Origin of the sequence: Mycobacterium sp. E2497 (assembly GCF_001668695.1) — a bacterium.
GTDB lineage: Bacteria > Actinomycetota > Actinomycetes > Mycobacteriales > Mycobacteriaceae > Mycobacterium.
In genome coordinates, this window is record NZ_LZKD01000076.1 from 1 (window position 1) to 22,363 (window position 22,363).

Annotated in this window: 14 protein-coding genes; 2 read left to right on the forward strand and 12 right to left on the reverse strand. The window is 68.6% G+C overall.

The features are described from left to right. Nucleotides 1-229 precede the first annotated feature (229 nt). Nucleotides 230-727: an SDR family NAD(P)-dependent oxidoreductase gene (locus A5713_RS05855; RefSeq protein ID WP_082972800.1), complete on the reverse strand. Its 498-nt coding sequence runs from the start codon at nucleotides 725-727 to the stop codon at nucleotides 230-232. A gap of 112 nt (nucleotides 728-839) precedes the next feature. On the opposite strand from A5713_RS05855, the gene A5713_RS05860 reads away from it, so the two are divergent. Then, the gene (locus A5713_RS05860; RefSeq protein WP_068093553.1) at nucleotides 840-1,685 is read left to right on the forward strand and encodes a helix-turn-helix transcriptional regulator; all 846 of its coding nucleotides are present in this window, start codon (nucleotides 840-842) and stop codon (nucleotides 1,683-1,685) included. Nucleotides 1,686-1,694: 9 nt separating this feature from the next. Here A5713_RS05860 and A5713_RS05865 read toward each other — a convergent pair whose 3' ends face one another. The 11 genes from A5713_RS05865 to glf all read right to left on the reverse strand — a co-directional run bounded on the left by A5713_RS05865 (nucleotide 1,695) and on the right by glf (nucleotide 20,913). Next, entirely contained in the window at nucleotides 1,695-3,260 is a 1,566-nt protein-coding gene (locus A5713_RS05865) for an acyl-CoA carboxylase subunit beta (RefSeq protein WP_102420046.1), read from the reverse strand. Nucleotides 3,261-3,268: 8 nt separating this feature from the next. Then, nucleotides 3,269-8,614 (reverse strand): polyketide synthase Pks13, encoded by a 5,346-nt coding sequence (pks13, locus tag A5713_RS05870; protein WP_068093559.1) that lies wholly within the window; start codon nucleotides 8,612-8,614, stop codon nucleotides 3,269-3,271. Between the two features lie 11 nt (nucleotides 8,615-8,625). Then, nucleotides 8,626-10,524 carry a long-chain-fatty-acid--AMP ligase FadD32 gene (fadD32, locus tag A5713_RS05875; protein WP_068093560.1) on the reverse strand — a complete coding sequence of 633 codons (1,899 nt, stop codon included), beginning with the start codon at nucleotides 10,522-10,524 and terminating at the stop codon, nucleotides 8,626-8,628. A gap of 287 nt (nucleotides 10,525-10,811) precedes the next feature. Then, nucleotides 10,812-11,822 (reverse strand): cutinase family protein, encoded by a 1,011-nt coding sequence (locus A5713_RS05880; protein ID WP_067925175.1) that lies wholly within the window; start codon nucleotides 11,820-11,822, stop codon nucleotides 10,812-10,814. A 148-nt stretch (nucleotides 11,823-11,970) separates the two neighbouring features. Continuing rightward, complete coding sequence (locus A5713_RS05885; RefSeq protein ID WP_067925181.1) at nucleotides 11,971-12,873, reverse strand: esterase family protein; 903 nt, start codon at nucleotides 12,871-12,873, stop codon at nucleotides 11,971-11,973. Between the two features lie 155 nt (nucleotides 12,874-13,028). Beyond that, complete coding sequence (gene ag85A / locus A5713_RS05890; protein WP_068093563.1) at nucleotides 13,029-14,087, reverse strand: diacylglycerol acyltransferase/mycolyltransferase Ag85A; 1,059 nt, start codon at nucleotides 14,085-14,087, stop codon at nucleotides 13,029-13,031. Nucleotides 14,088-14,416: 329 nt separating this feature from the next. Beyond that, nucleotides 14,417-16,396 carry a terminal beta-(1->2)-arabinofuranosyltransferase gene (gene aftB / locus A5713_RS05895; protein WP_304442507.1) on the reverse strand — a complete coding sequence of 660 codons (1,980 nt, stop codon included), beginning with the start codon at nucleotides 16,394-16,396 and terminating at the stop codon, nucleotides 14,417-14,419. After that, nucleotides 16,383-17,291 (reverse strand): decaprenyl-phosphate phosphoribosyltransferase, encoded by a 909-nt coding sequence (locus tag A5713_RS05900; RefSeq protein WP_067925166.1) that lies wholly within the window; start codon nucleotides 17,289-17,291, stop codon nucleotides 16,383-16,385. Before A5713_RS05900 ends, aftB begins: the two co-directional genes overlap by 14 nt. Next, complete coding sequence (locus A5713_RS05905; protein WP_068093569.1) at nucleotides 17,284-17,832, reverse strand: phosphatase PAP2 family protein; 549 nt, start codon at nucleotides 17,830-17,832, stop codon at nucleotides 17,284-17,286. Before A5713_RS05905 ends, A5713_RS05900 begins: the two co-directional genes overlap by 8 nt. After that, nucleotides 17,825-19,720 (reverse strand): glycosyltransferase, encoded by a 1,896-nt coding sequence (locus A5713_RS05910; RefSeq protein ID WP_068093571.1) that lies wholly within the window; start codon nucleotides 19,718-19,720, stop codon nucleotides 17,825-17,827. The genes A5713_RS05905 and A5713_RS05910 overlap by 8 nt, the downstream gene beginning before the upstream one ends. Next, complete coding sequence (gene glf / locus A5713_RS05915) at nucleotides 19,717-20,913, reverse strand: UDP-galactopyranose mutase (protein ID WP_068093573.1); 1,197 nt, start codon at nucleotides 20,911-20,913, stop codon at nucleotides 19,717-19,719. The genes A5713_RS05910 and glf overlap by 4 nt, the downstream gene beginning before the upstream one ends. Before the next feature lie 271 nt (nucleotides 20,914-21,184). Here glf and A5713_RS29045 point away from each other — a divergent pair, with 271 nt between their 5' ends. Next, nucleotides 21,185-22,240: a PirG gene (locus A5713_RS29045; RefSeq protein ID WP_231980260.1), complete on the forward strand. Its 1,056-nt coding sequence runs from the start codon at nucleotides 21,185-21,187 to the stop codon at nucleotides 22,238-22,240. The last annotated feature ends 123 nt before the right edge of the window (nucleotides 22,241-22,363 follow it).

A 22,363-nucleotide genomic window follows, 5' to 3' on the forward strand; every position in this document is an offset into this window, starting at 1 on the left:
CGCATGCGCAGCTCATCGGGGACCTGCTGGGCTCGTTCTCCGTGCCGGCCCGCGTGGTGCTCGTCGGCTCGAACACCTACCACCAGAACGTGTTTCGCCGGTGGCTGCGCGTCCCGCCGGCGCGCTGGCGCGATCCGCTGGAGCAGGCCCGGCCCACCCCCGCGGACACACCGTCGACGTTCGAGCAATCTGGGATCGCCTATTCCAACTCGAAACTCGCCCTCCTGTATTACGCGCACGAACTGCAACGGCGCGCCCCCGACGGAGTCAACGTGACGGTGTTCGAGCCGACGAGCACCACGCGGGCCGGCACGGAGAACGAGCCCAGCAGGTCCCCGATGAGCTGCGCATGCGCCAGGTAGTTGACGGCGAAGGTGAGCTCGAATCCGTCGGCTGACGCGTTGCGCGTGTCAGCAAACCCGATCCCGGCGTTCGCCACCAATCCGCGCAACGGGCGCACCGCGCCGGACAGCAGCAGATCCTTGGCCATCCGGCCCGCGCTGCGCACGTCGGAAAGCCGCGCAAGGTCACAGGCGATTTCATGTACCGTCGCGCCCGCCGACCTGGCCTCCTCAGCCACCGCGGTCAGCGCCTGACCCGGCCTGCCCACCAGTAGCAGATCGGGACGATCGGACGGGGGGCGACGGGCAATGGCCAGCGTCGCAGCCTTGCCCAGGCCGCCGGTCGGCCCGGTGAGCAAGACGGTTCCGGAAGCGATCTCGTTCATGGTTGCAGTCTTGGCCGTCGCCGGATGTTCAGGCAGTCGTCCGGTTTTCGTAGGACTGGCAGGGCCAGGACAACCCCTTTCCCCTGACGCCGGCGTCGCGCACAGTGGAGGGATGGAAACGTGGGGGTTCGGGCGAACGGTGCGGCATTGGCGCGACCGGGTTACCCCCGCCGCGGTCGGCGCCCCGGTCGGCGGGCGCCGGCGAGCGGCGGGGCTGCGTCGCGAAGAGCTCGCGGCGCTGGCCGGAATCTCGGTGGACTACCTGACCAGGCTCGAACAGGGCCGGGCCACGTCCCCCTCGATCCAGGTCGTCGAAGCCCTCGCCCGCGCCTTGCGGGTCTCCGACTCGGAGCGCGAGTTGCTCTTCCGGCTGGCCGGGCACGTTACGCCCGGGCAGCACATGGTGTCGTCGCGGGTAACGCCCAGCGTCCAGCGAATCCTGGACCGCCTGGCGAATACGCCGGTCGCCGTCTACGACGCCACCTGGACCCTCCTGGTCGCCAACCCCCCGTACGACGCGCTGATGGGACCGACCACGGCGTGGCGGGGAAATGAGCGAAACAGCCTCTGGCGCAACCTGATCGGCCCCGGCACCCGAGCCGTCCACACGCCCGCTGAGAGAGCCGAGTTCGAGGCGGGCTTGGTCGCCGACCTGCGGCTGACCGCCGCCCGCTATCCCGCCGACCAGCGGTTGAAGTCGCTGATCCGCGAGCTTGCCGCGCACAGCCCGCGGTTCGTCGAACTCTGGGAGACCGGCGCGCCGCAGCCGCACCACGACTTCGGCCGGCACAAGGTGATCGACCACCCCGAGGTCGGCCACATCGCGCTCGCCTGCGACACGTTCATCGTCGCCGCCGACGACATTCGCATCATGATCTACACCGCCGAACCCGGCACCGAGGATGCCGAGCGGCTCGCCCTCGCCATCGTGCTGGGGACCCAGTCGCTGGTCGACTAGGACTCGCGCTTAGACCGGGATCAGCCCGTGCTTGCGCGCGGTGCGGAACCACAACTGCTTGTCCCGCAACAGCTTCAGCGACTTGCGCAGCAGCAGCCGGGTCTCGTGCGGGTCGATGACCGCGTCGATGAACCCGCGCTCGGCGGCGGTCCACGGGATCGCCATGTTGAGGTTGTAACCCTCGATGAAGTCCTTCTTGATCTGCTGCGCCTCGGGCGTGGTCGGGTCGGGGAAGCGCTTCATCAGCAGCTGCGCGGCCCCCTCGGCACCGATCACCGCGATCCGCGCGGTGGGCCAGGCGAAGTTGAAGTCGGCGGTCAGCTGCCGGGACCCCATCACCGCGTAGGCGCCGCCGTAGGACTTGCGGACGGTGATGGTCACCTTCGGCACGTCGGCCTCGACCACCGAGTAGAGGAACCGGCCGCCGCGCTTGATGATGCCCCGCTTCTCTTCCTCGGCGCCCGGCAGGAAGCCAGGGGTGTCCACCACGAACACCAGCGGGATGTTGAACGCGTCGCAGAACCGGACGAACCGCGCCGCCTTGTCGGACGCCTCGTTGTCGATCGCACCCGACATGTACATGGGCTGGTTGGCGATGACCCCCACGGGGTGGCCGTCGACGCGCGCGTATCCGGTGATGATGGCCGGGCCGTGCTGCGCGGCGACGTCGAGGAAGTCGCCATCGTCGAAGATGCGCAGCAGGATCTCGTGCATGTCATAGGCCGCGTTGTCGGAGTCCGGCACGATCGCGTCGAGCTCGAGGTCGGTCGGGGTGATCTCCGGTTCCAGCCCGGGATTGACGATCGGCGGCTGGCCGAAGGTGCTCGACGGCAGGAATGACAGGAAGTCGCGCACGTACTGGAACGCCTCGGCCTCGGAGTCGACCACCTGGTGGATGTTGCCGTAGCGGGCCTGCGCGTCGGAGCCGCCGAGCTCGTCGAGCGTGACCTCCTCGCCGGTGACCTCCTTGATCACGTCGGGGCCGGTGACGAAGAAGTAGCCCTGGTCACGCACCGAGACCAGCAGGTCGTCCTGGATCGGCGAATAGACCGCTCCCCCGGCGCATTTGCCGAAGATCAGGGAGATCTGCGGCACCAGGCCGGACAGCGCCTCGTGCCGGCGGCCCAGCTCGGCGTACCACGCCAGCGAGGTGACGGCGTCCTGGATGCGGGCCCCGCCGGAGTCCTGGATGCCGATGATCGGGCAGGCGACCATCGCGCACCACTCCATCAGGCGGGCCACCTTGCGGCCGAACATCTCGCCGACCGTGCCCTGGAACACCGTCTGGTCGTGGGAGAACACCCCGACCGGACGGCCGTCGATCATGGCGTGCCCGGTGACGCACCCGTCGCCGTAGAGCGCGTTCGGGTCGTTCGGCGTCTTGGCCAGCGCGCCGACCTCCATGAAGGTGCCCGGGTCGACCAGCGCGTGGATGCGGGCGCGGGCGCTGGGGATGCCCTTCTTCTCGCGCTTGGCGACGGCCTTCTCGCCGCCGGGCTCTTTGGCCAGTTCCAGGCGAGCGTAGAGCTCGGCCAGCTTCTCGGCGGTGGTGTGCTGAATGGGAGCTGGCGCCATCTCCGTCACTACTTGCCCACCTCACTCGTCTGACTGGTTTCGGCCTCCACCTTATTCAGCACGTCGGAGAGGTGAGCACCGACCTTGCCGATGATCGGTTCGTCGATGGCCTGGATGTGCTCCCCGCCGATGGGTACCACCTCGAGGTCGGCCACGTACTCGCCCCAGCCGCCGTCGGGCTGGCGGACCGCATATCGCGGCTCGAACTCGATCACGTCGTCGTGGTAGCGATCGGCCATGTACAGGGTCACGTGGCCGTCGTACGGCTCGATCTGTACGGTCTCGAGCGCCCGGTTGTCCAGGTAGGACGTCCGCTGGTGCTCGACGATGCCGCCCGGGATCTGCACGCCGCTCTGCTGGACGATGTCCAGCACGAACTGGACCTGGCCCTCGTCGTCGAGCTCTTCGAGCTGCTCGTAGGGGATCGCCGGAATCTCGACGTTGAAGGTGCGCTCGGCGAACTTCGCGTACCGGTCCCAGCGCTTGCGGGTCTCCTCCTGTGTCTGGGGGATCTCCTCGCCGGCGCGCACGGTGTCGATCATCCCGACGAAGCGCACGTCTTCACCCGCGCGCTTCAAGCCGATCGCGCACGCGTACGCCAGCGCGCCGCCGAGCGACCAGCCGGCCAGGATGAACGGCTTGCCCGCGTTCATCTCCAACAGCTTCGGCACGTACTGGGCGGCCCGCTCCTGGACGGTGCCCTCCACGCGCTCGAACCCGTACATCGGCGTGTCCGCGGGCAACCGGTTCAGCAGCGGCTCGTAGACCACCGTTGAACCGCCGGCGGGATGGAAGACGAACACCGCGGGTTTCGAGCTGCCCTCGGGGCGCGCCCGCAGGGTGCGGACGAAGCCGTCGATCTGGCCGGCCTCCAGGTACTGGCGGACCTTCTCGGCCAGCGCCTCGATGGTGTCCGACGTCAGGACGTCCTCGGCGCTGACGGGGCCGTCGGCGCGCTCGGAAAGCCGCTGCGCCATCTTGGCCGCGGTGTCCTCGTCGAGCTTGGGCAGCGGGTTGAAGATGCCGCCCGGCGACTTGCCCGTGACGATCGCCCAGGTGGCGAAGGTGACCCGCTCAGCCGCATCACGCGGCGGCACATCGGAATTCAGCGCCTTGGACACCGCCTCCTGGCTGAGCGCCCCCGCGAGATCGGGCTTCGCGCCGTTGGTCGCCGCCCCCTTCGGGCCGGACGGATCCGTCGGCGGCGGCGGGATCGACGCGTCCGACGCCGGCGGTGCCGGCTGCGTCTCCGGCTCCGCTTGCGGGTCCGGCGCGGGTGCGGCCACCGTCGTCGGCGTTGCCCCGCTCAGCAGCTGCGCCTGCTCTTTGGCGATCTCCTCGGGCGTGAGCGTCTTCTGGTGCTCGTGCAGCTGCTCGACCTCGTCGCGGTGCTCGACCGCGTACTCGATCAACTTCTCGATGGCGTAGAGGTTGGCGTCGCGCACCGCCGTCAACTGGATCGGCGGCAGGTCGAAGTCGTACTCGACGCGGTTCTTGATCCGCACCGCCATCAGCGAGTCCAGGCCGAGCTCGATCAGCGGCACCTCCCACGGCAGGTCCTCGGGTTCGTAACCCATCGCCGAACCGACGATCAGGCCCAGCCGCTCGCCGATGGTCTCGCCGGAATCCGGCGACCATTTGCCCATGCTGGCCGAGAAGTACCGGTTGGTCAGGCTGTCCGTCAGGGTCTCGGCCTCGGGTTCGTCGACGGGTGCCGCAAGCGGGGCCGCCGCCCCGTTGGAGGCGGCCGTGATGGCCGCGCCCGCACCGACCGCGGCCGGCAGGGCGACCCCCGCCTCGCCGCCGCGGGTCACCAGCGCGTCGTACACCAGCGTGAAGGACTCGTCGACGCGGGCGTGTACCTGCACCGAGGCGCCGCCGGGGTGCCGGGTCAGCGTCGTCACCAGGCGTGCGCCTTCACCCGGAACCGCACGCTGCTCGGCCGCGGCCAGCTGCGCGTCCGGAAGCACCTCGGCCGCGGCGGCTTTCACCAGTGCGGGCAGGTCCGTCAGGCCGCGGGGGTTGTACTCCCACACGTGGCGGCCGTCCGGCAGCGCGACGTGGTTACCCGGCATCAGCACCGAGCTGCTGCCGTGCGCGAAGTGCACGTCCAGCCAGTGCTCCTTGCGCTTGAACCTCGTCGGCGGGATGTTCGCAAAATCTTCGGGGCCTGCCGGCCCCGAAGAAGCGCGGCTGAACAGCGTGCGGATGTCCAGGTCGTGGCCGTAGACGTAGAGCTGGGCCATCGCCGAGATCATCGACTCGACGTCGTCCTGCTTGCGGGCCAGCGTCGGAATCAGTTGGGCGTCATGCAGACCCGCGGCGGCAGTGGTCAGGCCGATCTGCATCAGCGCCACCGGGTTGGGCGCGAGCTCCAGGAAGGTGGTGTGGCCGCTGTCGACGGCGTTGCGCACGCCGTGGGTGAAGTACACCGAGTGCCGCATGCCCTTGACCCAGTAGTCGACATCGTGCACCGGCTCGCCGCCGGGTTTGATGTAGCTGCCCTCGTGCACCGTCGAGAAGATCCCGACCGTCGGGCTCAGCGGGTGAATTCCCTGCAGCTCCGCGGAGAACTCGCCCAGCAGCGGGTCCATCTGCGAGGTGTGGCCGGCGCCCTTGGTCTGCAGCTTGCGGGCGAAGCGGCCCTCCGATTCCGCCCGGGCGACGATCGCGTCGATCTGCTCGGGCGGGCCGCCGATGACGGTCTGGCTGGGCGCGGCGTAGACGCACACCTCCAGGCCGGGGAAGTCGGCGAACACGGTCTTGAGCTCGTCGGCGGAGTACTCGACGAGCGCCATGAACCGGATGTACTCGCCGAACAGCATCGCCTCGCCCTCACCCATCAGGTGCGAGCGCGACGCGATCACGCGGGCGGCGTCCGCCAGTGACAGGCCGCCGGCGAAGTAGGCCGACGCGGGCTCGCCGAGCGACTGGCCAACCACCGCAGCGGGTTTGGCGCCGTGGTGCTTGAGCAGCTCACCCAGCGCGATCTGGATCGCGAAGATGACGACGTTGCTGGTCTCGATGCCGTAGTCCTGCGAGTCGTCGAGGATCAGCTCGAGAATCGAGTAGCCGCGCTCGTCCTGGATCAGCGCGTCGACCTTCTCGATCCACTCGGCGAAGACCTCGTTGCGCAGGTAGAGGCTCTTGCCCATCTTCCGGTGCTGCGCACCGAAACCGGCCATCGCCCACACCGGGCCGTTGGTGACCGGCCCGTCGACGCTGAACACGCCCGGCCGCTGCTTGCCCTCGGCCACCGCGCGCAGGCCCTTGACGGCCTCCTCGTGGTCGTGGGCCAGCACCACCGCGCGGGAGCGGCCGTGGTTGCGCCGCGACAGCGACCGCCCGATCGATTCCAGCGACGACGCCTGCCCCTCGGGGCTTTCCATCCAGTCCGCGAGCTCGGCGGCCGCCGCCTTCTTGCGCGAGGTGAGGAACGCCGACACGACGAGGGGGATCAGGGGCTTGGTGGGCTCCGCGACCTCCTGCGCCGCGAGCTCTTCCAGCGCGATCTCCTTGAGCCGCAGCGCCTCGTCGGTGACGCCCGGCAGCTCGTACTCGTCCTCCTCGGGCGCTTCCGGGTCCGGGATGATGTTGCCGAAGTCGTCGAAGCGCAGCGCGTGGGCTTCCATGACGGGTGGCTCGGCGGCTTCGGACGCCGCCTCGGCGGTGGTCTTCGATTCGGGCTCGGGCTCGCGTTCGATCACGTCACGGGGCAGGACCTCGCGCACCACCAGGTGCGCGTTGGCGCCGCCGAAACCGAAGCTGGACACCCCGGCCAGCGCGTAGCCGCCGTACCGCGGCCAGTCCGTGGGTTGGTCGATCACCTTCAGCCGCATCGCGTCGAAGTCGATGTAGGGGCTGGGCCCGGCGAAGTTGATCGACGGCGGCAGCTTGTCGTGCTGCAGGGCGAGCACCACCTTGGCCATGCTGGCCGCGCCGGCCGCCGACTCCAGGTGGCCCACATTGGTTTTCACCGCACCCAGTAGGGCCGGGCGGTCGGCGGGGCGGCCACGGCCGACGACGCGGCCCAGCGCCTCGGCCTCGATCGGGTCGCCCAGGACGGTCCCGGTGCCGTGCGCCTCGATGTAGTCGACGGTGCGCGGGTCGATGCCGGCGTCCTTGTAGGCGCGGCGCAGCACGTCGGCCTGCGCGTCCTGGTTGGGGGCGATCAGGCCGTTGGACCGGCCGTCGTGGTTGACCGCGCTGCCGGCGATCACGGCCAGGATCTGGTCGCCGTCGCGGCGGGCGTCGTCGACCCGCTTGAGCACCAGCATGCCGCCGCCCTCGGAGCGGGTGTAGCCGTCGGCGTCCGAGGAGAACGACTTGATCCGGCCGTCGGGCGACAACACCTGCCCGATCTCGTCGAAACCGAGCGTCACCACGGGCGTGACCAGCGCGTTGACGCCGCCGGCGACCGCGACGTCGGCTTCCCTGTTGCGCAGCGCTTGGACGGCCTGGTGGATGGCCACCAGCGAGCTCGAGCACGCGGTGTCGACCGCGACCGACGGGCCGCGGAAGTCGTAGAAGTAGGAGACCCGGTTGGCGATGATCGACGTCGCGGTGCCGGTGATCGCGTACGGGTGCGCGACCGTCGGGTCGGACACCGCCAGGAAGCTGTAGTCGTTGTTGGAGACGCCGACGTAGACGCCGACGGACTCGCCCCGCAGGCTGGACGCCGGGATGCGGGCGTGTTCGAGCGCCTCCCAGGTGAGCTCCAGCGCCATCCGCTGCTGCGGGTCGATGTTGTCGGCCTCGGTCTTGGCGACCGCGAAGAACTCGGAGTCGAAGCCCTTGATGTCCTTCAGGTAGCCGCCGCGGGTGCGGGCCTTCGCCATCCGCTCGGCCAGCCTCGGCTCCTCGAGGAACTCCTCCCACCGGCCCTCGGGCAGGTCGGTGATGGCGTCGCGGCCCTCCATCAGCGCCTGCCACGTCTCGTCGGGGGTGTTCATGTCCCCGGGCAACCGGGTGGACAGGCCGACGATCGCGATGTCGACCCGCTCGGCGGGGCCGTTGCGCGTCCAGTCCGAGACGTCGTCGGAGCTGGTGTCCACTTCCGGCTCGCCCTCGATGATCCGCGTGGCCAGCGACTCGATGGTCGGATGCTGGAAGGCCACCGCGACCGACAGGGTGACACCGGTCATGTCCTCGATGTCGGCGGCCATCGCCACGGCGTCACGCGACGACAAGCCCAGTTCCACCATCGGCACCGACTCGTCGACGTCGTCCGGCGACTTGCCGACGGCCCGGCCCACCCAGTTGCGCAACCACTCGCGCATCTCGGGGACCGTCATGTCGGTTTTGCTGGCGGGCAGGTTCTCCTGCTGATTCTGGGAGTCGTCTAGTTCAGCCATGGTTCCTGGGTTCAGTCGTTAGCGCCGGCGAAGGCGGTCGGCGAACCGACGCCGCTGCGCAGGCTGCCGTCGAGGTAGGCGGCGCGGCACGCGCGGCGCCCGATCTTGCCGCTCGAGGTGCGCGGAATGGTTCCGGCCTGCACCAGAAGCAGGTCGCGAATGGTCACCCCGTGACGGACGGCGATGGCCGCGCGGATCTCGTCGGCGATGGGCTGGTACTCGAGCTTGTGCGTGCCGGGGGCGCGCTCGGCGACGATCACCAGCTGCTCGGAGCTGTCCTCGGAGTCGTACTTGAGGCCGGTGTGCGGGTTGTCGAACACCACCTTCGGCAGCTCGTTGGCCGGGACCGAGAACGCGGCCACGTAGCCCGTACGCAGGGCCCTGCTGGCTTCCTGCGCCGAGTACTCGAGGTCCTGCGGGTAGTGATTGCGGCCGTCGATGATGACCAGGTCCTTGATCCGGCCGGCGATATAGAGGTGGCCCTTGTGGTAGGTGCCGTAGTCGCCGGTGCGCACCCACATGCCGTCGTCCGGGGCGCCCTCGGCGTGTGACTGGCTGACGCGCGACTTGAGCAGGTTGCGGAACGTCTCGGTGGTCTCGTCTTCCTTGCCCCAGTAGCCGGTGCCCATGTTGTTGCCGTGCAACCAGATCTCGCCGATCTGCCCGTCGGGCAGCTCGCTGGCCGTGTCGGGGTCGACGATGACGGCCCACTCGTCGACGCCGATGATGCCGGCGGAGACCTGCGCGACGGCGTTCGGCGCGTCGGCGGGTACCTCGACGAAGCGCTGCTTGTTGAGCTCGTCGCGGTCCACGTGGATGACCGTCGGCGCCTCGTCCATGGGCGTGGTGGAGACGAACAGCGTCGCCTCGGCCAGGCCGTAGGACGGCTTGATCGCGGTCTCCCGCAGGCCGTACGGCTTGAACGCCTCGTAGAACTTGCGCATCGACGCCGGGGACACCGGCTCGCTGCCGTTGAGGATCGCCTTGACGTTGCTCAGGTCCAGCGGTGGCTCGCCGTCCTTCGGCACCCCGCGCACCGCGGCGTGCTCGAACGCGAAGTTCGGCGCGACGGTGATGACCTCGCTATCCGGGGCGTCTTCGGGCTTGCGCGCCATCTCCCGAATCCAGCGGCCGGGCCGGCGCACGAACGCGGCCGGGGTCATGAACGTGAAGTTGTAGCCGAGCACCGGCGACAGCAACGCCGTGATCAGGCCCATGTCGTGGAAGAACGGCAGCCAGGAAAGGCCGCGGTCGCCTTCCTTGCCCTCGAGGCCGTTGAGCACCTGCAGCACGTTGGTGGGCAGGTTCAGATGGGTGATCTGCACGCCGGTCGGGGTACGAGTGGAGCCGGAGGTGTACTGCAGGTAGGCGATCGTGTTCGCGTCGGCCTCGGGCTCGACCCAGGTGGACGCCACCTCGTTGGGCACCGCGTCGACGGCGATCACGCGGGGCCGTTCCTTGGCCGAACGGGCGCGGATGAACTTGCGGACGCCTTCAGCGGCCTCGGTGGTGGTCAGGATCGTCGAAGGGGTGCAGTCGTCGAGCACGGCGTGCAGACGGCCGACGTGTCCCGGCTCGCCCGGGTCGAACAGCGGCACCGCGATGCGGCCCGCGTACAGCGCGCCGAAGAACGCGATCAGGTAGTCCAGGTTCTGCGGGCACAGGATGGCGATGCGGTCACCGGGCTGGGTGACCTGCTGCAGCCGGGCTCCGACGGCCCGGTTGCGGGCGCTGAAGTCGCGCCAGACGATGTCGCGGTACACCCCGTCGCGCTCGGTGGAGTAGTCGATGAAACGGTAGGACAGCGCGTCGCCGCGAACCCTCGCCCACTTCTCAACGTGCTTGACCAGGTTGGTGTTGTCGGGGAACCTGATCTTTCCATTCACGATGAACGGGTTGTGGTACGGCATTCCGCTCTCCTGTCACACCTGTTTTAGGCCGGCGCTACGCCGGCATTTTGTTCTGGTCGGCCACGCCGACGTTTCCATCTCTACGCGGGCCAGTCCTCGCGCGGCGCCACCGGCGCCGGCCTCCTGCTCATCCCAGGGCGGCTGCTACCAGGACCGGATCCGCAACAAAGTGTTATAGCTCTTAAATTCCTCTTAATGTTAAGGGGCGGCCCGCGGCACACCAAATCACAAGGTACCGCTGATCTGCACCGGCAACGGGCTCCTGACGGCTGTGTCCTGCGGCCGGGTCATCCATGTTTGGGATGCGGGGCATTGGCAATCAGCCCCTGCGCCCAGTTCAACGTCCAATCGGTTGCCGCCTGGCCGTCCAGGTTCCAGAACTGCGTCGTCGCGTACAGCGCGTGGACGGGTTGCCCGGCACCGCCGGCGAGGGTGTTCAGCGTGCTGGGCAGGTTGGCCACGCTGAACGCCTCTTGCGGAGCGGCGCAGATGAGGTCGCCCGGCGCGCAGATCTCGTTGGTCTTACTGTCGAGCGCGCCGAACCCGCCGGGCCGCGCGCCGGTCATGGTCAGGCCCAGCCCGGACAGCACCGGCACCTCGTGCAGCGTCACCTCGGCGCCCTCCCCCGGCGGGTTGGGCCCGACGTCCTGGCCCACCCCGGGCTGGCGGCGGCCGTCGGCGATCAACGTCACACCGAGCACAAGGTCGTCGTCCACGGGCCCGCGGCCGTTGCCGATGTCACTGGCGATGTCACCGGCGATCACCGCGCCCTGCGAGAAGCCCATCACCACGTAACTGGTCAGCGGGCACTTGGCGTTCATGTCGGTCATCGCCTGGACCGTCGCGCGGGTGCCCTCGGCGCGGCTTTCGTTGTACGACATCTGGGTGTCACCGGCCAGCGGGTTGTGGAACTGCGCGGTGTAGGGCGTGGTGTACTCCTGCACCCGGGACGCGGGGAACTGTTGGGTTATCGCCGTGGTCACCCTGTGCAGCAGTGCGTTGGGGAACTGCATCGGGTTGACCGGATCGTCCTGCGGGGCCGACTCCCACGTGCCGGGGATGTTGACCAGCTGGACGTCGGGGCACGACGCGTCCTGCGAAGCGGGCCGGGGCTTGTGGGGGTGGGTGGTCGTCGACGGCGGAGGCAGCACGCCGGGTGGCACCGCGCTGGGCGGCGACTCGTGGCCGCGTAGCAAGACCACCACGAGCACGATCACCAACAGCACCACGCCCGCCATTGCCAAGGCGGCGGTCCAGGCGAGGGCTCGGTGGCGCTTACGCCGGGCGTTGGTAGCCATCTTCTCCCGCTAGCAGTTGGTGGATCGCAGCCAAGCGGTCCTCCCGACGCCTGCTGCACCCCCTACACGGTACCGGCTCCCGCGACCCGGCCAGGGCGGCAGCGAATGGCGCCGACCTCGCGATCAAAGGCCGCGCTCGCGATCGCCGCTACCGAATGGCGCCGACGATGTCGCCCGACATGGCTCCCAGTTGGCCCGACCACGAGCCCCAGCCGTTGTCGCCGCCACCGGGAAAGTCGAAGTGACCGTTGTGCCCGCCGTTGCTGCGGTACTGCTGGTAGAACTCGCGGGAGCTGCCCATGGCCGCGCCCGCCTGGCCGATCATGGCGGCGTCGTCACCGCCCATGTTCGTCGGGCTGTAGACCCACACGCGGGTGTTGTTCTGCGCCAGCAGCGAGGCGTGCACGTACGGGTCGTGCCACTTCCACCGGCCCAGCTGCGGGGCGCCCCACATCCCGTTGCCGTCCACGCCGCCGTACTGCTGCAGGCCGGCCAGGATCGCGCCGTTGTAGTTGGTGCTCGACGGGTACAAGAACCCCGACAGGGAACCGGCGAAGCCGAAGCGATCAGGGTGGAAGGCGGCCAGCGCCATCGCGCCGTATCCACCCTGGGATGCGCCGACGGCCGCGTGGCCGCCCGGCGCCAGGCCCTTGTTGGCCGCCAGCCAGTTGGGCAGCTCGCTGGACAAGAAGGTGTCCCACTGCTTGCTGCCGTCCTGTTCCCAGTTGGTGTACATGCTCCACGCCCCACCCGCGGGCGCCACCACCGAGATCCCCTTGCCGCCGAGCGTGTTCATCGCGTTGCCCGCGGTGACCCAATTGCTGACGTCCGGGGCGGCGTTGAAGGCGTCGAGCAGATAGACCGCGTGCGGACCGCCCGCCAGGAAGGCCACCGGGATGTCGCGGCCCATCGCCGCCGACGGCACCATCAGGCTCTCGTAACCGGCCGCCCGCGCCTTTCCGGTCGGCCCGCCCGCCACCGTCACACCGATCAGCCCGATCGCCAGCGCCGCTACGGAGAACACCCGAAGAAGCGCCGACGCACCCCGCACGACCCTCATGTCACCCTCCATCGTCTAGTCCTGACGAGCACATTAGCCAGCGCCGTAGTTCCCCCGCCCGCGGGGTAGTGAAACAAGTCACACACCGAAACGACTAGCGGCGGAAACCCCGAGGGGTTCCCGCCGCTAGTGGCGATCTGTTGGGTTTAGGTGCCCTGGCCGCCCTGGCCGGTCTGGCCGTTCCCGGCAGCCGCAGCGGCCGTGGCCGGGCCGGCACCCGGGGTGGCTCCCAGCACCGACTGCAGGTCAGGCTTCATCGCCTGCAGCTGCGCGCCCCAGTAGGGCCAGTCGTGGGTGCCGTTGGCGTCGAAGTTCCACACCGCGTTGTGGCCACCGGCCTGGTTGTACGCGTCCTGGAACTTCAGGTTGCTGGTGCGCACGAAGCCCTCGAGGAACTTCGCCGGCAGGTTGTCTCCACCGAGGTCGGACGGCTTGCCGTTACCGCAGTACACCCAGATGCGGGTGTTGTTGGCGACGAGCTTGCTGACCTGAAGCGACGGGTCGTTGCGGGCCCACGCCGGGTCCTCCTTCGGACCCCACATGTCGGCGGCCTTGTAACCACCGGCGTCACCCATGGCCAGCCCGATCAGCGACGGGCCCATTCCCTGGGACGGGTCCAGCAGCGCGGACAGCGAGCCGGCGTAGACGAACTGCTGCGGGTGGTAGGCGGCGAGGATCAGCGCGGACGACCCGGCCATCGACAGACCGACCACGGCGCTGCCGGTCGGCTTGACCTGCTTCTGCGCCGACAGGTACTGCGGCAGCTCGCTGGTCAGGAAGGTCTCCCACTTGTAGGTGGTGCAGCCGGCCTTACCGCAGGCGGGCTTGTACCAGTCGGAGTAGAAGCTGGACTGCCCACCGACCGGCATGGCGACCGAGATGCCGGACTGGTTGTACCACTCGAACGCCGGGGTGTTGATGTCCCAGCCGTTGAAGTCGTCCTGCGCGCGCATCCCGTCGAGCAGGTACAGCGCGGGTGAGTTGGCGCCACCGCTTTGGAACTGAATCTTGATATCGCGGCCCATCCCGGCGGAAGGAACCTGCAGGTATTCCACGGGGAGACCGGGGCGCGAGAAGGCACCAGCGGTCGCCGAGCCCCCCACGGCGCCAATCAGGCCCGAGAGCAGCGCCGTGCCAGCGGCCGCCACCACGAGCCGCCGCGGCATACCTGCCACGGCGCCGCGAAACCTGTCGACAAGCGTCATCCTTGCTTCCTCATCCTTCTCGGCGCGCCCATCATCCGGACGCGTCCTTGATTTGGGTCGTACTGCATACGATCTCCGCGCAGCAGTGCTCGTGTAGTCAACCACACCTTCCGCCGCCCGGTCGCATCGAGGCGGGCCCGCAAAGCGCCGTCCGGCCTTCGCTACCCGGCGATTTTCAGGCAAAACACCGACCACTTGCACGGTGTTTTCGCACGTGCTTGAGCCCCACTGCCAGCTGGTTAATGCCCAAATGTGAAGTTGCTGGCAATTTTTCACCCTCACGGCGCGCGTGCATACGGAAATTCGTCGAAAATTCTTCTGCGCGGGGCTTACTCGCGGGGTGGTGGCGGTACCTCTTCGGGTAAGGGCAAGCCGCATCTGGCGAGCTCGTAGCGCGGAACGCGGTCAATCCGGTACTTGGTGAATTCATACGAATGCAGCAGGTTGGAGAGGAATCGGTGCGGGGTCATCGGCGCGCGCACCGAGCTCAGCACCGCCTTGGTCTCCGGGCATTGCAGGGCTGCGACCGCCTCCGCGACCCACTGCTGATCCAGATAACCCGGGATCCCGGGATACACCTTCACCCAGGGCCCGTCGGCGATCGCCCAATCCGGGAACAGGTTCTTGTCGTGTCCGATGCGGCCGTGCTTCAACCGTTCCGTATGTTGCGCAAGCGGATTCGCCAATCCGATCTGGTCGATCACCCTGACGTCGAGCCCAACGTTCATGCCCACCATGCCGAGGTTGGTGAAAAACACTGCGTGCTGCGGTTTTTCGAGTGACTTGTCGGCGCTGCCCGGGGGTGGCTTGACCATCGGCACCAGGTCCCACTGGATGTAATTGCCCGAGGGCAGCAGCAACGCGCCGTCCGGGGTGTTGTCGAGTGCGGTCAGGATGGCCGCCATCCGCGGGTAGCCGAGGTAGTCGGCGGCGGTCAGGGGATGGGCGTGCCCGGTGGCCTGTGCGTAGAAGCGGCGCTCGTCGACGATCCCGGTGTAGGTGACGTGAGTGGCGTCGTCGCCCATCCCCGGCGAGTTCGCCGCCCACAACGACCAGCCGGCCACGCTCAGCCACAGCGCGCTGGCCGCGCCGGCCACCCAATACCCCGTCTCCCGCGAATAGTCCTGGCCGTCCGGTATGGCCACCGGGATGACCGCCACCGGGGCCAGCAAGCAAAACAGCGGCGCGAGCAGCACCCGCCCGTGCATGAAGTCGCCGCCCTGCCTGATCCAGTAAAGGGCCTGCACCAGCCCGCTCACCAGCACGAAGGCGACGATGGCCGGCGGGCTTTGGACCGCGCGGGCCACCCGGCCGTAGTCGGGCGCCAACGCGGGCCGCAGGAACGACGGGCGACGGCGTGCCGCCAGCAGCAGGATGCCCAGTGGGACGAGCAGCACCACCGGTACCCAGACCGCGTAGGGCGCGTCGAAGTTGGAGAGGTAGATCATGCCCTGGGACCACTTGTCCCCGGCGGCATCCTTGGCCAGGGCGGTACCGGGCACCAGCAGGCCGTAGTAGCCCATGCGGAAGATCTCGTAGGCGACCGGAAGCAATCCGCCCGCGACCACGATCAGCACCCGGCGGCGCCAGGTCCGCGCGGCGATCAGCATCATGATCAGCGCCAGCCCGCCCATCAGCGCCAGATCGGGCCGGACCAGGACGCTGAAGCCGGCCACGAAAGCCAACGCGCCGAGGAAGAGCCTGTGGTCCGGGCGGTTCCGCACCGGCTGACCCCAGCAAACCATCATCCACCACAGCAACCCGAGGTAGGCCAGCGTCAGCCCGCTCTCCAGACCCGAGGTGGCGAAGTCGCGCGCGGGCGGCAAGGCGATGTAGACCAGCGCGCCGGCGGGCAGCATCAGGGCCCTGCGGCCCCGCAAACTGGGTGCATACAGCCGGGCTGCCCCCAGCATGAGCAGCGCCACGCCCGCCACCGAGAGCGTCAGGGCCAGCGCCAGCGCCACGTATTCCATGCGCATCGGCCCGCCCACCCAGCTGCCGACGTACATCAGGTAGGTCCAGGCCGTCGACGTGTTGGCCTCGACCCGCTCGCCCTGGTTGAAGACGGGGCCGTTGCCGGCGAGCAGGTTACGCACCGTGCGCAACACGATCAGGCCGTCGTCGGCGATCCAGCGCCGCTGCCAGGCGCCCCACGCGAACAGAATGGAGACCACCGCCACGCTGATCCACAGGCTGATCCGCACCATCGAGGAGTACGGGAACACCGGCCAGCCCAATCGCCTGATGACCGGCCGGGTGCGCATCATGCGCGCTTTGAGGGCCTGCAGTTCGGGGCTAGCCGAAGGCAACGGCGGCTCCAAGCGTCGCGATCCACGCCAGGAAAAGCAGCTGCAGCACTCGGTCGCGCAGTGCGATGTCTTCGGGCTCGCCGGCCAGCCCGCCGTCGACGTCGACGGCGTAGCGCAGGATCGCGATGGTGAACGGGACCATCGAGACCGCGAACCACGATCCCGAGTGGCGGTCGCGCTCGAATGCCCACAACCCGTAGCAGAGCACCACCGCGGTGGCCGACATCGTCCAGACGAACCGCAGATAGGTGCTGGTGTAGCTCTCCAACGACTTGCGGATCGCGGCACCGGTGCGCTCCGCGACCTGCAGCTCGGCGTAGCGCTTGCCGGCCACCATGAACAGCGACGCGAACGCCGCCGACAGCAGGAACCACTGCGAAAGCGGGATGCCCGTCGCGGCGCCACCGGCGATTGCCCGCAGCAAGTACGCCGAGGACACGATGCAAATGTCCATGACCGCCTGGTGTTTGAGGCCGAAGCAGTACGCCAGCTGCATGCTGAGGTAGACGGCCATCACCACCGCCAAGTCGGGCGTCAGCCACCAAGCGAGCGCCAGCGATGCCGCCCCGAGAACCACCGCGAGGGTGTAGGCCAGCCATTCGGGCACGACGCCGGCCGCGATAGGACGGAACCTCTTGGTGGGGTGCTCGCGGTCGGCGTCGACGTCGCGGACGTCGTTCACCAGGTATATCGACGAAGCCGCCAGGCAGAACACCACGAACGCCACCGACACCTTGGTCAGCACGTCGGCGTAGTTGTAGTGCACCGGGCCGCCCAACGCGGCCAGCGGCGCGGCCAGCACCAGGACGTTCTTGACCCATTGCCGGGGGCGGATCGCCTTGACCACGCCCACCACCACGTTGCCCGAGGGCCCGGTCACCACGTCCTCACTCATTCGCCCAGACCTCCCGTGCCCGGCCCTGCAGCCATATGGTTGTTCGCGCGACGACGGCGCCGAGGGCGATGCCGCAGGCCACGTCGCTGGGATAGTGCACCCCCAGCAGCATCCGCGACAACGCCATCGGGGGAATCAGCAGGGCGGGCAGCGGCAGGCCGGTGATCCGGCCCATCAGGATGGCCGCGGCCGTCGTCGAAGTGGCATGCGCCGACGGGAAACTCAGCTGGCTGGGAGTCCCGACGTTCACCACGACCGCCGGGTCGTGCGGCCGCTTGCGCCGCACCACCCGCTTGACCAGGACGGCGGCGGCGTGGGCGGCGAACGCGCCGGCCCCGGCCACCAGCCAGTCCCCGCGGCGCTTCGGCATCAGTAGCGCGCCAACCGCCGCGACGGCCAGCCAGCCGATGCTGTGCTCGCCGAAATGGGACAGCCCGCGCGCTGTCGCCAGCACTCCGGGGCGACCGGCCAACGCGGACTGCACAGCCACCAGCGCGGCCACCTCCCCGGTAGGGGGCGCTGAAGGAGATGCGTCAGGCATGCTCGCGTTCGGCGTGCGCGGGTAGCAGCGCCGTCTCCCACTTCTGCTTGCTGGACAGCACCGGCAACGCGCCCCGGTACGTCTTGCGCATCTCGTCGAACCGGCTCACTAGCCGGCGCTGCCGGCGCAGCGAGGCGAACAGCAGCTTGAACATCTTGCGCCGATCGCGCTGCCGGTAGACCACCCCGCACCCGTCGGCCGTCGTCACGGTGACGCCGTCGACCGTGCACAGCCGGAACCAGCGGGCGTCCTGGGTCGGCACGTTGAACTCCGGGCGCTGGTGGGCTTCGGGGTCGGCCTTGGTCGCGTTGTGCATGATGCCGCGGGCCAGCCGGTACCCGATCGACACCGGGTTCACCGGCGGCTTCATCGCCTTGGTCTTGTGCGACGGCGGCGGCAGCTCGCTCGCCGCGGGCAGCACGACGGCGTCCGGATATTCCTTGCGCAGCCTATGCACCTCGGGCAGCGCGGATTCCAGGATCGAGAAGATGTGCTCCGGGCCGGCCAGAAAGTCATCGATGGCCCTGTTCTGGATCGCCACCGTCGAATACTCGAGGCAGGCAAGGTGTTTCAGCGTGGCCTTGAGGTGACTGCGGACCAGACCGGTGATATCGCCGTCCCAGTGCATCGCGGCGACCACCAGCCGATTGCGCAGATGGTAATAGGCCTGCCAGTCGATCGCATCGTCCTTGTCGCTCCAGGCCATGTGCCAGATCGCCGCGCCGGGCAGCGTGACGGTCGGGTACCCGTGTTCGCCGGCGCGCAGACCGTATTCCGCGTCGTCCCATTTGATGAACAAGGGCAGCGGCTGACCCAGCTCCTCGGCGACCTGCCGCGGGATCATGCACGTCCACCACCCGTTGAAGTCGACGTCGATGCGGCGGTGCAGTAGGGCGCTGCGAGAGTTCTTGTCGTTCAACGGGAATTCCGCGAAGTCATGGTCGTACTCGGCGTGTGGCGCGGCGGTCCACATGAAGTTCGCCTGGTTGACCACCTCGCCCATGATGTGCAGGTGCGACGGCTCCTGCAGGTTGAGCATCTGTCCGCCGATCAGCATCGGCGTCTTGGCGAAGCGGTGCAGCGCCAGCACCCGCAGGATGGTGTCGGGCTCGATGCGGATGTCGTCATCCATGAACAAGATCTGTTGGCAGTCAGTGTTTTTCAGCGCTTCATACATCACCCGGCTGTAGCCGCCGGAACCGCCGAGGTTGGGCTGGTCGTGAATGGAGAGCCGGTTGCCCAGGCCGGCCGACGCGGCCGCGAAGTTGGGGTGGTCGCGCACCTTGCGGACGCCCTGGTCCGGGACGATCACCGCGCCGATCACCTCGTCCACCAAGGGGTCTGCGGTGAGGTCGGCCAGCGCGTTGACGCAGTCCGCCGGTCGATTGAACGTGGGGATGCCGACGGCGACGTTGGCCGCGCCCGGGGCGGGCTCGGTCGCATACCAGCCACCGCTCACCAGGGTGACCGCGGTGTCGGTGGTGATGTCGAACCAGATCCAGCCGCCGTCCTCGAACGGCTTCAGCGCCACCTCGATCTCGACGACGGCCGGCTGATCGTCGGTGCCGACGAATTGGCGCCCCTCCACGGAGATTCGCACCCCGGTGGACTTGGTGCGGTAGACGTCGACGCGCCCGGTCCCGGTCAGCTCGACCCGCAGCACGACCGCCGTGCAGATCGACCAGCGGCGCCAGTAGCTGGCCGGGAAAGCGTTGAAGTACGTGGCGAATGACACCTCGGACTCTTTGCCGATCTCCAGCGAGGTGCGGCTCGTCGCGTGGGCCCGCCTTGCGTTGGTGGTCGATTCCTCCAGATACAGCTTGCGCACGTCGAGGGGCTCCCCCGGGCGCGGCAGAATGATTCTGGAAAGCAGGCTTACAGCAGTCATCCCCCCGCGCCTTCCTCCACTAGAGCTTTGCCGTCGCGCAGGTGCGGCGCGAGGGCGTTGTCGTACATGTTCAGTGCGCTGGCAATCGCCATGTGCATGTCCAGGTATTGGTAGGTCCCCAGGCGGCCACCGAAAAGCACCTTGGCCGAGGCGGTTTCGGCCTTCGCTCGCGCTCGGTAGGCGGCCAGCAGGGCGCGGTCGGCCTCGGTGTTGATCGGATAGTAGGGCTCGTCGTCGTCTTCGGCGAACCGCGAGAACTCCCGCATGATCACGGTCTTGTCGGTTGGGTAGTCGCGCTCGAGGTGGAAATGGCGGAACTCGTGGATGCGGGTGTAGGGGACGTCGAGGTCGTTGTAGTTCATCACCGGCGTGCCCTGGAAATCCCCGATCGGCAGCACCTCCAGCTCGAAATCCAATGTGCGCCAGCCCAGCCGACCCTCGGCGTAGTCGAAGTAGCGGTCCAGCGGGCCGGTATAAACCACCGGCGCGTCGGGACTGTCCGCGCGCAGTTGGTCGCGGACGTCGAACCAGTCGGTGTTCAGCCTGACTTCGATGCGGTCGTCGTCGGCCATGTTCTGCAGCCAGGCGGTGTACCCGTCGACCGGCAGGCCCTCGTAGGTGTCGCTGAAGTACCGGTTGTCGAAGGTGTACCGCACGGGGAGGCGGGTGATGTTGGCGGCCGGCAGTTCCTTGGGATCGGTCTGCCATTGCTTGGCGGTGTAGCCCTTGACGAATGCCTCGTACAACGGCCGGCCGATCAGCGAGATCGCCTTCTCCTCGAGGTTCTGCGCGTCCTCGGTCTTGATCTCGGCGGCCTGCTCGGCGATCAGCCGACGGGCTTCGTCCGGGGAGAAGTACCTGCCGAAGAACTGCGACACCAGCCCCAGGCCCATCGGGAATTGATACGCCTGCCCGTTGTGCATGGCGAACACCCGGTGCCGGTAGTCGGTGAAGTCGGTGAACTGCCGCACGTAGTCCCAGACCCTCTTGTTAGAGGTGTGGAACAGGTGGGCGCCGTATTTGTGGACCTCGATGCCCGTCTGCGGCTCGGCCTCCGAATAGGCGTTGCCACCGATGTGCGGACGGCGTTCCACGACGAGCACGCGCTTACCCAGTTGGGTAGCCACGCGCTCGGCAATGGTCAGGCCGAAAAATCCAGAGCCGACGACGAGGAGGTCGAAACGAGCGGTCATCGGTTGCTTAGGGTATCCGACCGCGTGGGCCTAACCCATTTGGCGAGGCCAGCAATCCGCGTTCGGGCCGATGACGCGGCGTCGGGCGGCTACGGCCCCGGCGATCACGGTCGGGGGCGCAATTGCCTCACGATTCAATATCACCACTCTAGTCACAGCAATCCCACTCGTACCATCGACTCTGTGTGGATCTCGCCAGGAAAGACAAAGGACGGCGGACCACACCGACACAACAAGTTGAGATTGAGTTGTCCAGATTGAGGAGACTTCCGTGCCGAACCGACGCCGACGCAAGCTTTCGACAGCCATGAGCGCGGTCGCCGCTGTGGCAGTGGCGAGTCCTTGCGCATACTTCCTTGTCTACGAATCGACGGCCGGCAACAAGCAGCCCGAACACCACGACTTCAAGCAGGCGGCCGTGATGACCGACCTGCCCGGCGAGCTGATGGGCGCGCTGTCGCAGGGGTTGTCGCAGTTCGGCATCAACCTGCCGCCGGTTCCCGCGCTCGGCGGGGGTGCGGCCAGCACGCCGGGCCTGACCAGCCCCGGCCTGGGCACGCCGGGCCTGGGAACGCCGGGGCTCACCAGCCCTGGGCTGACCAGCCCCGGGTTGACCAGCCCCGGACTCACCAGCCCGGGACTCACCAGCCCAGGTTTGACCAGCCCCGGTCTGGCCAGCCCTGGCCTGGCACCCACAACGCCGGGGCTCACCGCGCCCGGCGCGCTGCCGACCACACCGGGCGCCGGAGTGGCGACCCCGGGCGCCGGGCTCAACCCGGCGCTCTCCAACCCCGGGCTGACCAGCCCGGCCGGCGTGGCACCGGGCCTCGGTAGCCCGACCGCGGCGGGTGAAGTGCCGATCACCGCACCGGCCAGCCTGGACCCCGGCGCCGACGGCACCTACCCGATCCTCGGTGACCCGTCCTCCTTCGGTAACGGTTCGCCGGTCGGCGGCGGGACCGGCCTCGGCGGCGGCAGCGGGAGCTCCGGCGGCGGTGGTGGCCTGGTCAACGACATCATGCAGGCGGCCAACCAGCTGGGCGCGGGCCAGGCCATCGACCTGCTCAAGGGCTTGGTGATGCCGGCCATCACGCAAGGCATGCAACAAGGCGCCGCGGGCGCGCTCCCGGGTGCGGCCGGTGCGCTGCCGGGCGCGGCCGGTGCCTTGCCGGCCGCCGCGGGGGCCTTGCCCGGCGCCGCGGGGGCCCTCCCAGGCGCCGCGGGCGCTCTGCCGGGTGCCGCCGCGGGTGCCCTGCCGGCCGCGGCCGGCGCTGCCGGTGCGTTGCCGGCCGCCGCGGGCGCGGCGCCGGTCCTGCCTCCCGTCTAGACCTCCGGGGAACCCTTCAACCAGACGGCACCGCAGAATTTTTCTGCGGTGCCGTCGATTTTGTCCAGATTCCCACCGCCCAGTTCGTGTCGTCTCATCATTAACATCAGAAACACAAGTAAC

Coding starts and splice junctions, on each gene's coding strand:
- A5713_RS05855 (WP_082972800.1), bottom strand. CDS start 727: ATGAACGAGATCGCTTCCGGAACCGTCTTGCTCACCGGGCCGACCGGC.
- A5713_RS05860 (WP_068093553.1), top strand. CDS start 840: ATGGAAACGTGGGGGTTCGGGCGAACGGTGCGGCATTGGCGCGACCGG.
- A5713_RS05865 (WP_102420046.1), bottom strand. CDS start 3,260: ATGGCGCCAGCTCCCATTCAGCACACCACCGCCGAGAAGCTGGCCGAG.
- pks13 (WP_068093559.1), bottom strand. CDS start 8,614: ATGGCTGAACTAGACGACTCCCAGAATCAGCAGGAGAACCTGCCCGCC.
- fadD32 (WP_068093560.1), bottom strand. CDS start 10,524: ATGCCGTACCACAACCCGTTCATCGTGAATGGAAAGATCAGGTTCCCC.
- A5713_RS05880 (WP_067925175.1), bottom strand. CDS start 11,822: ATGGCTACCAACGCCCGGCGTAAGCGCCACCGAGCCCTCGCCTGGACC.
- ag85A (WP_068093563.1), bottom strand. CDS start 14,087: ATGACGCTTGTCGACAGGTTTCGCGGCGCCGTGGCAGGTATGCCGCGG.
- A5713_RS05900 (WP_067925166.1), bottom strand. CDS start 17,291: ATGAGTGAGGACGTGGTGACCGGGCCCTCGGGCAACGTGGTGGTGGGC.
- A5713_RS05905 (WP_068093569.1), bottom strand. CDS start 17,832: ATGCCTGACGCATCTCCTTCAGCGCCCCCTACCGGGGAGGTGGCCGCG.
- A5713_RS05910 (WP_068093571.1), bottom strand. CDS start 19,720: ATGACTGCTGTAAGCCTGCTTTCCAGAATCATTCTGCCGCGCCCGGGG.
- glf (WP_068093573.1), bottom strand. CDS start 20,913: ATGACCGCTCGTTTCGACCTCCTCGTCGTCGGCTCTGGATTTTTCGGC.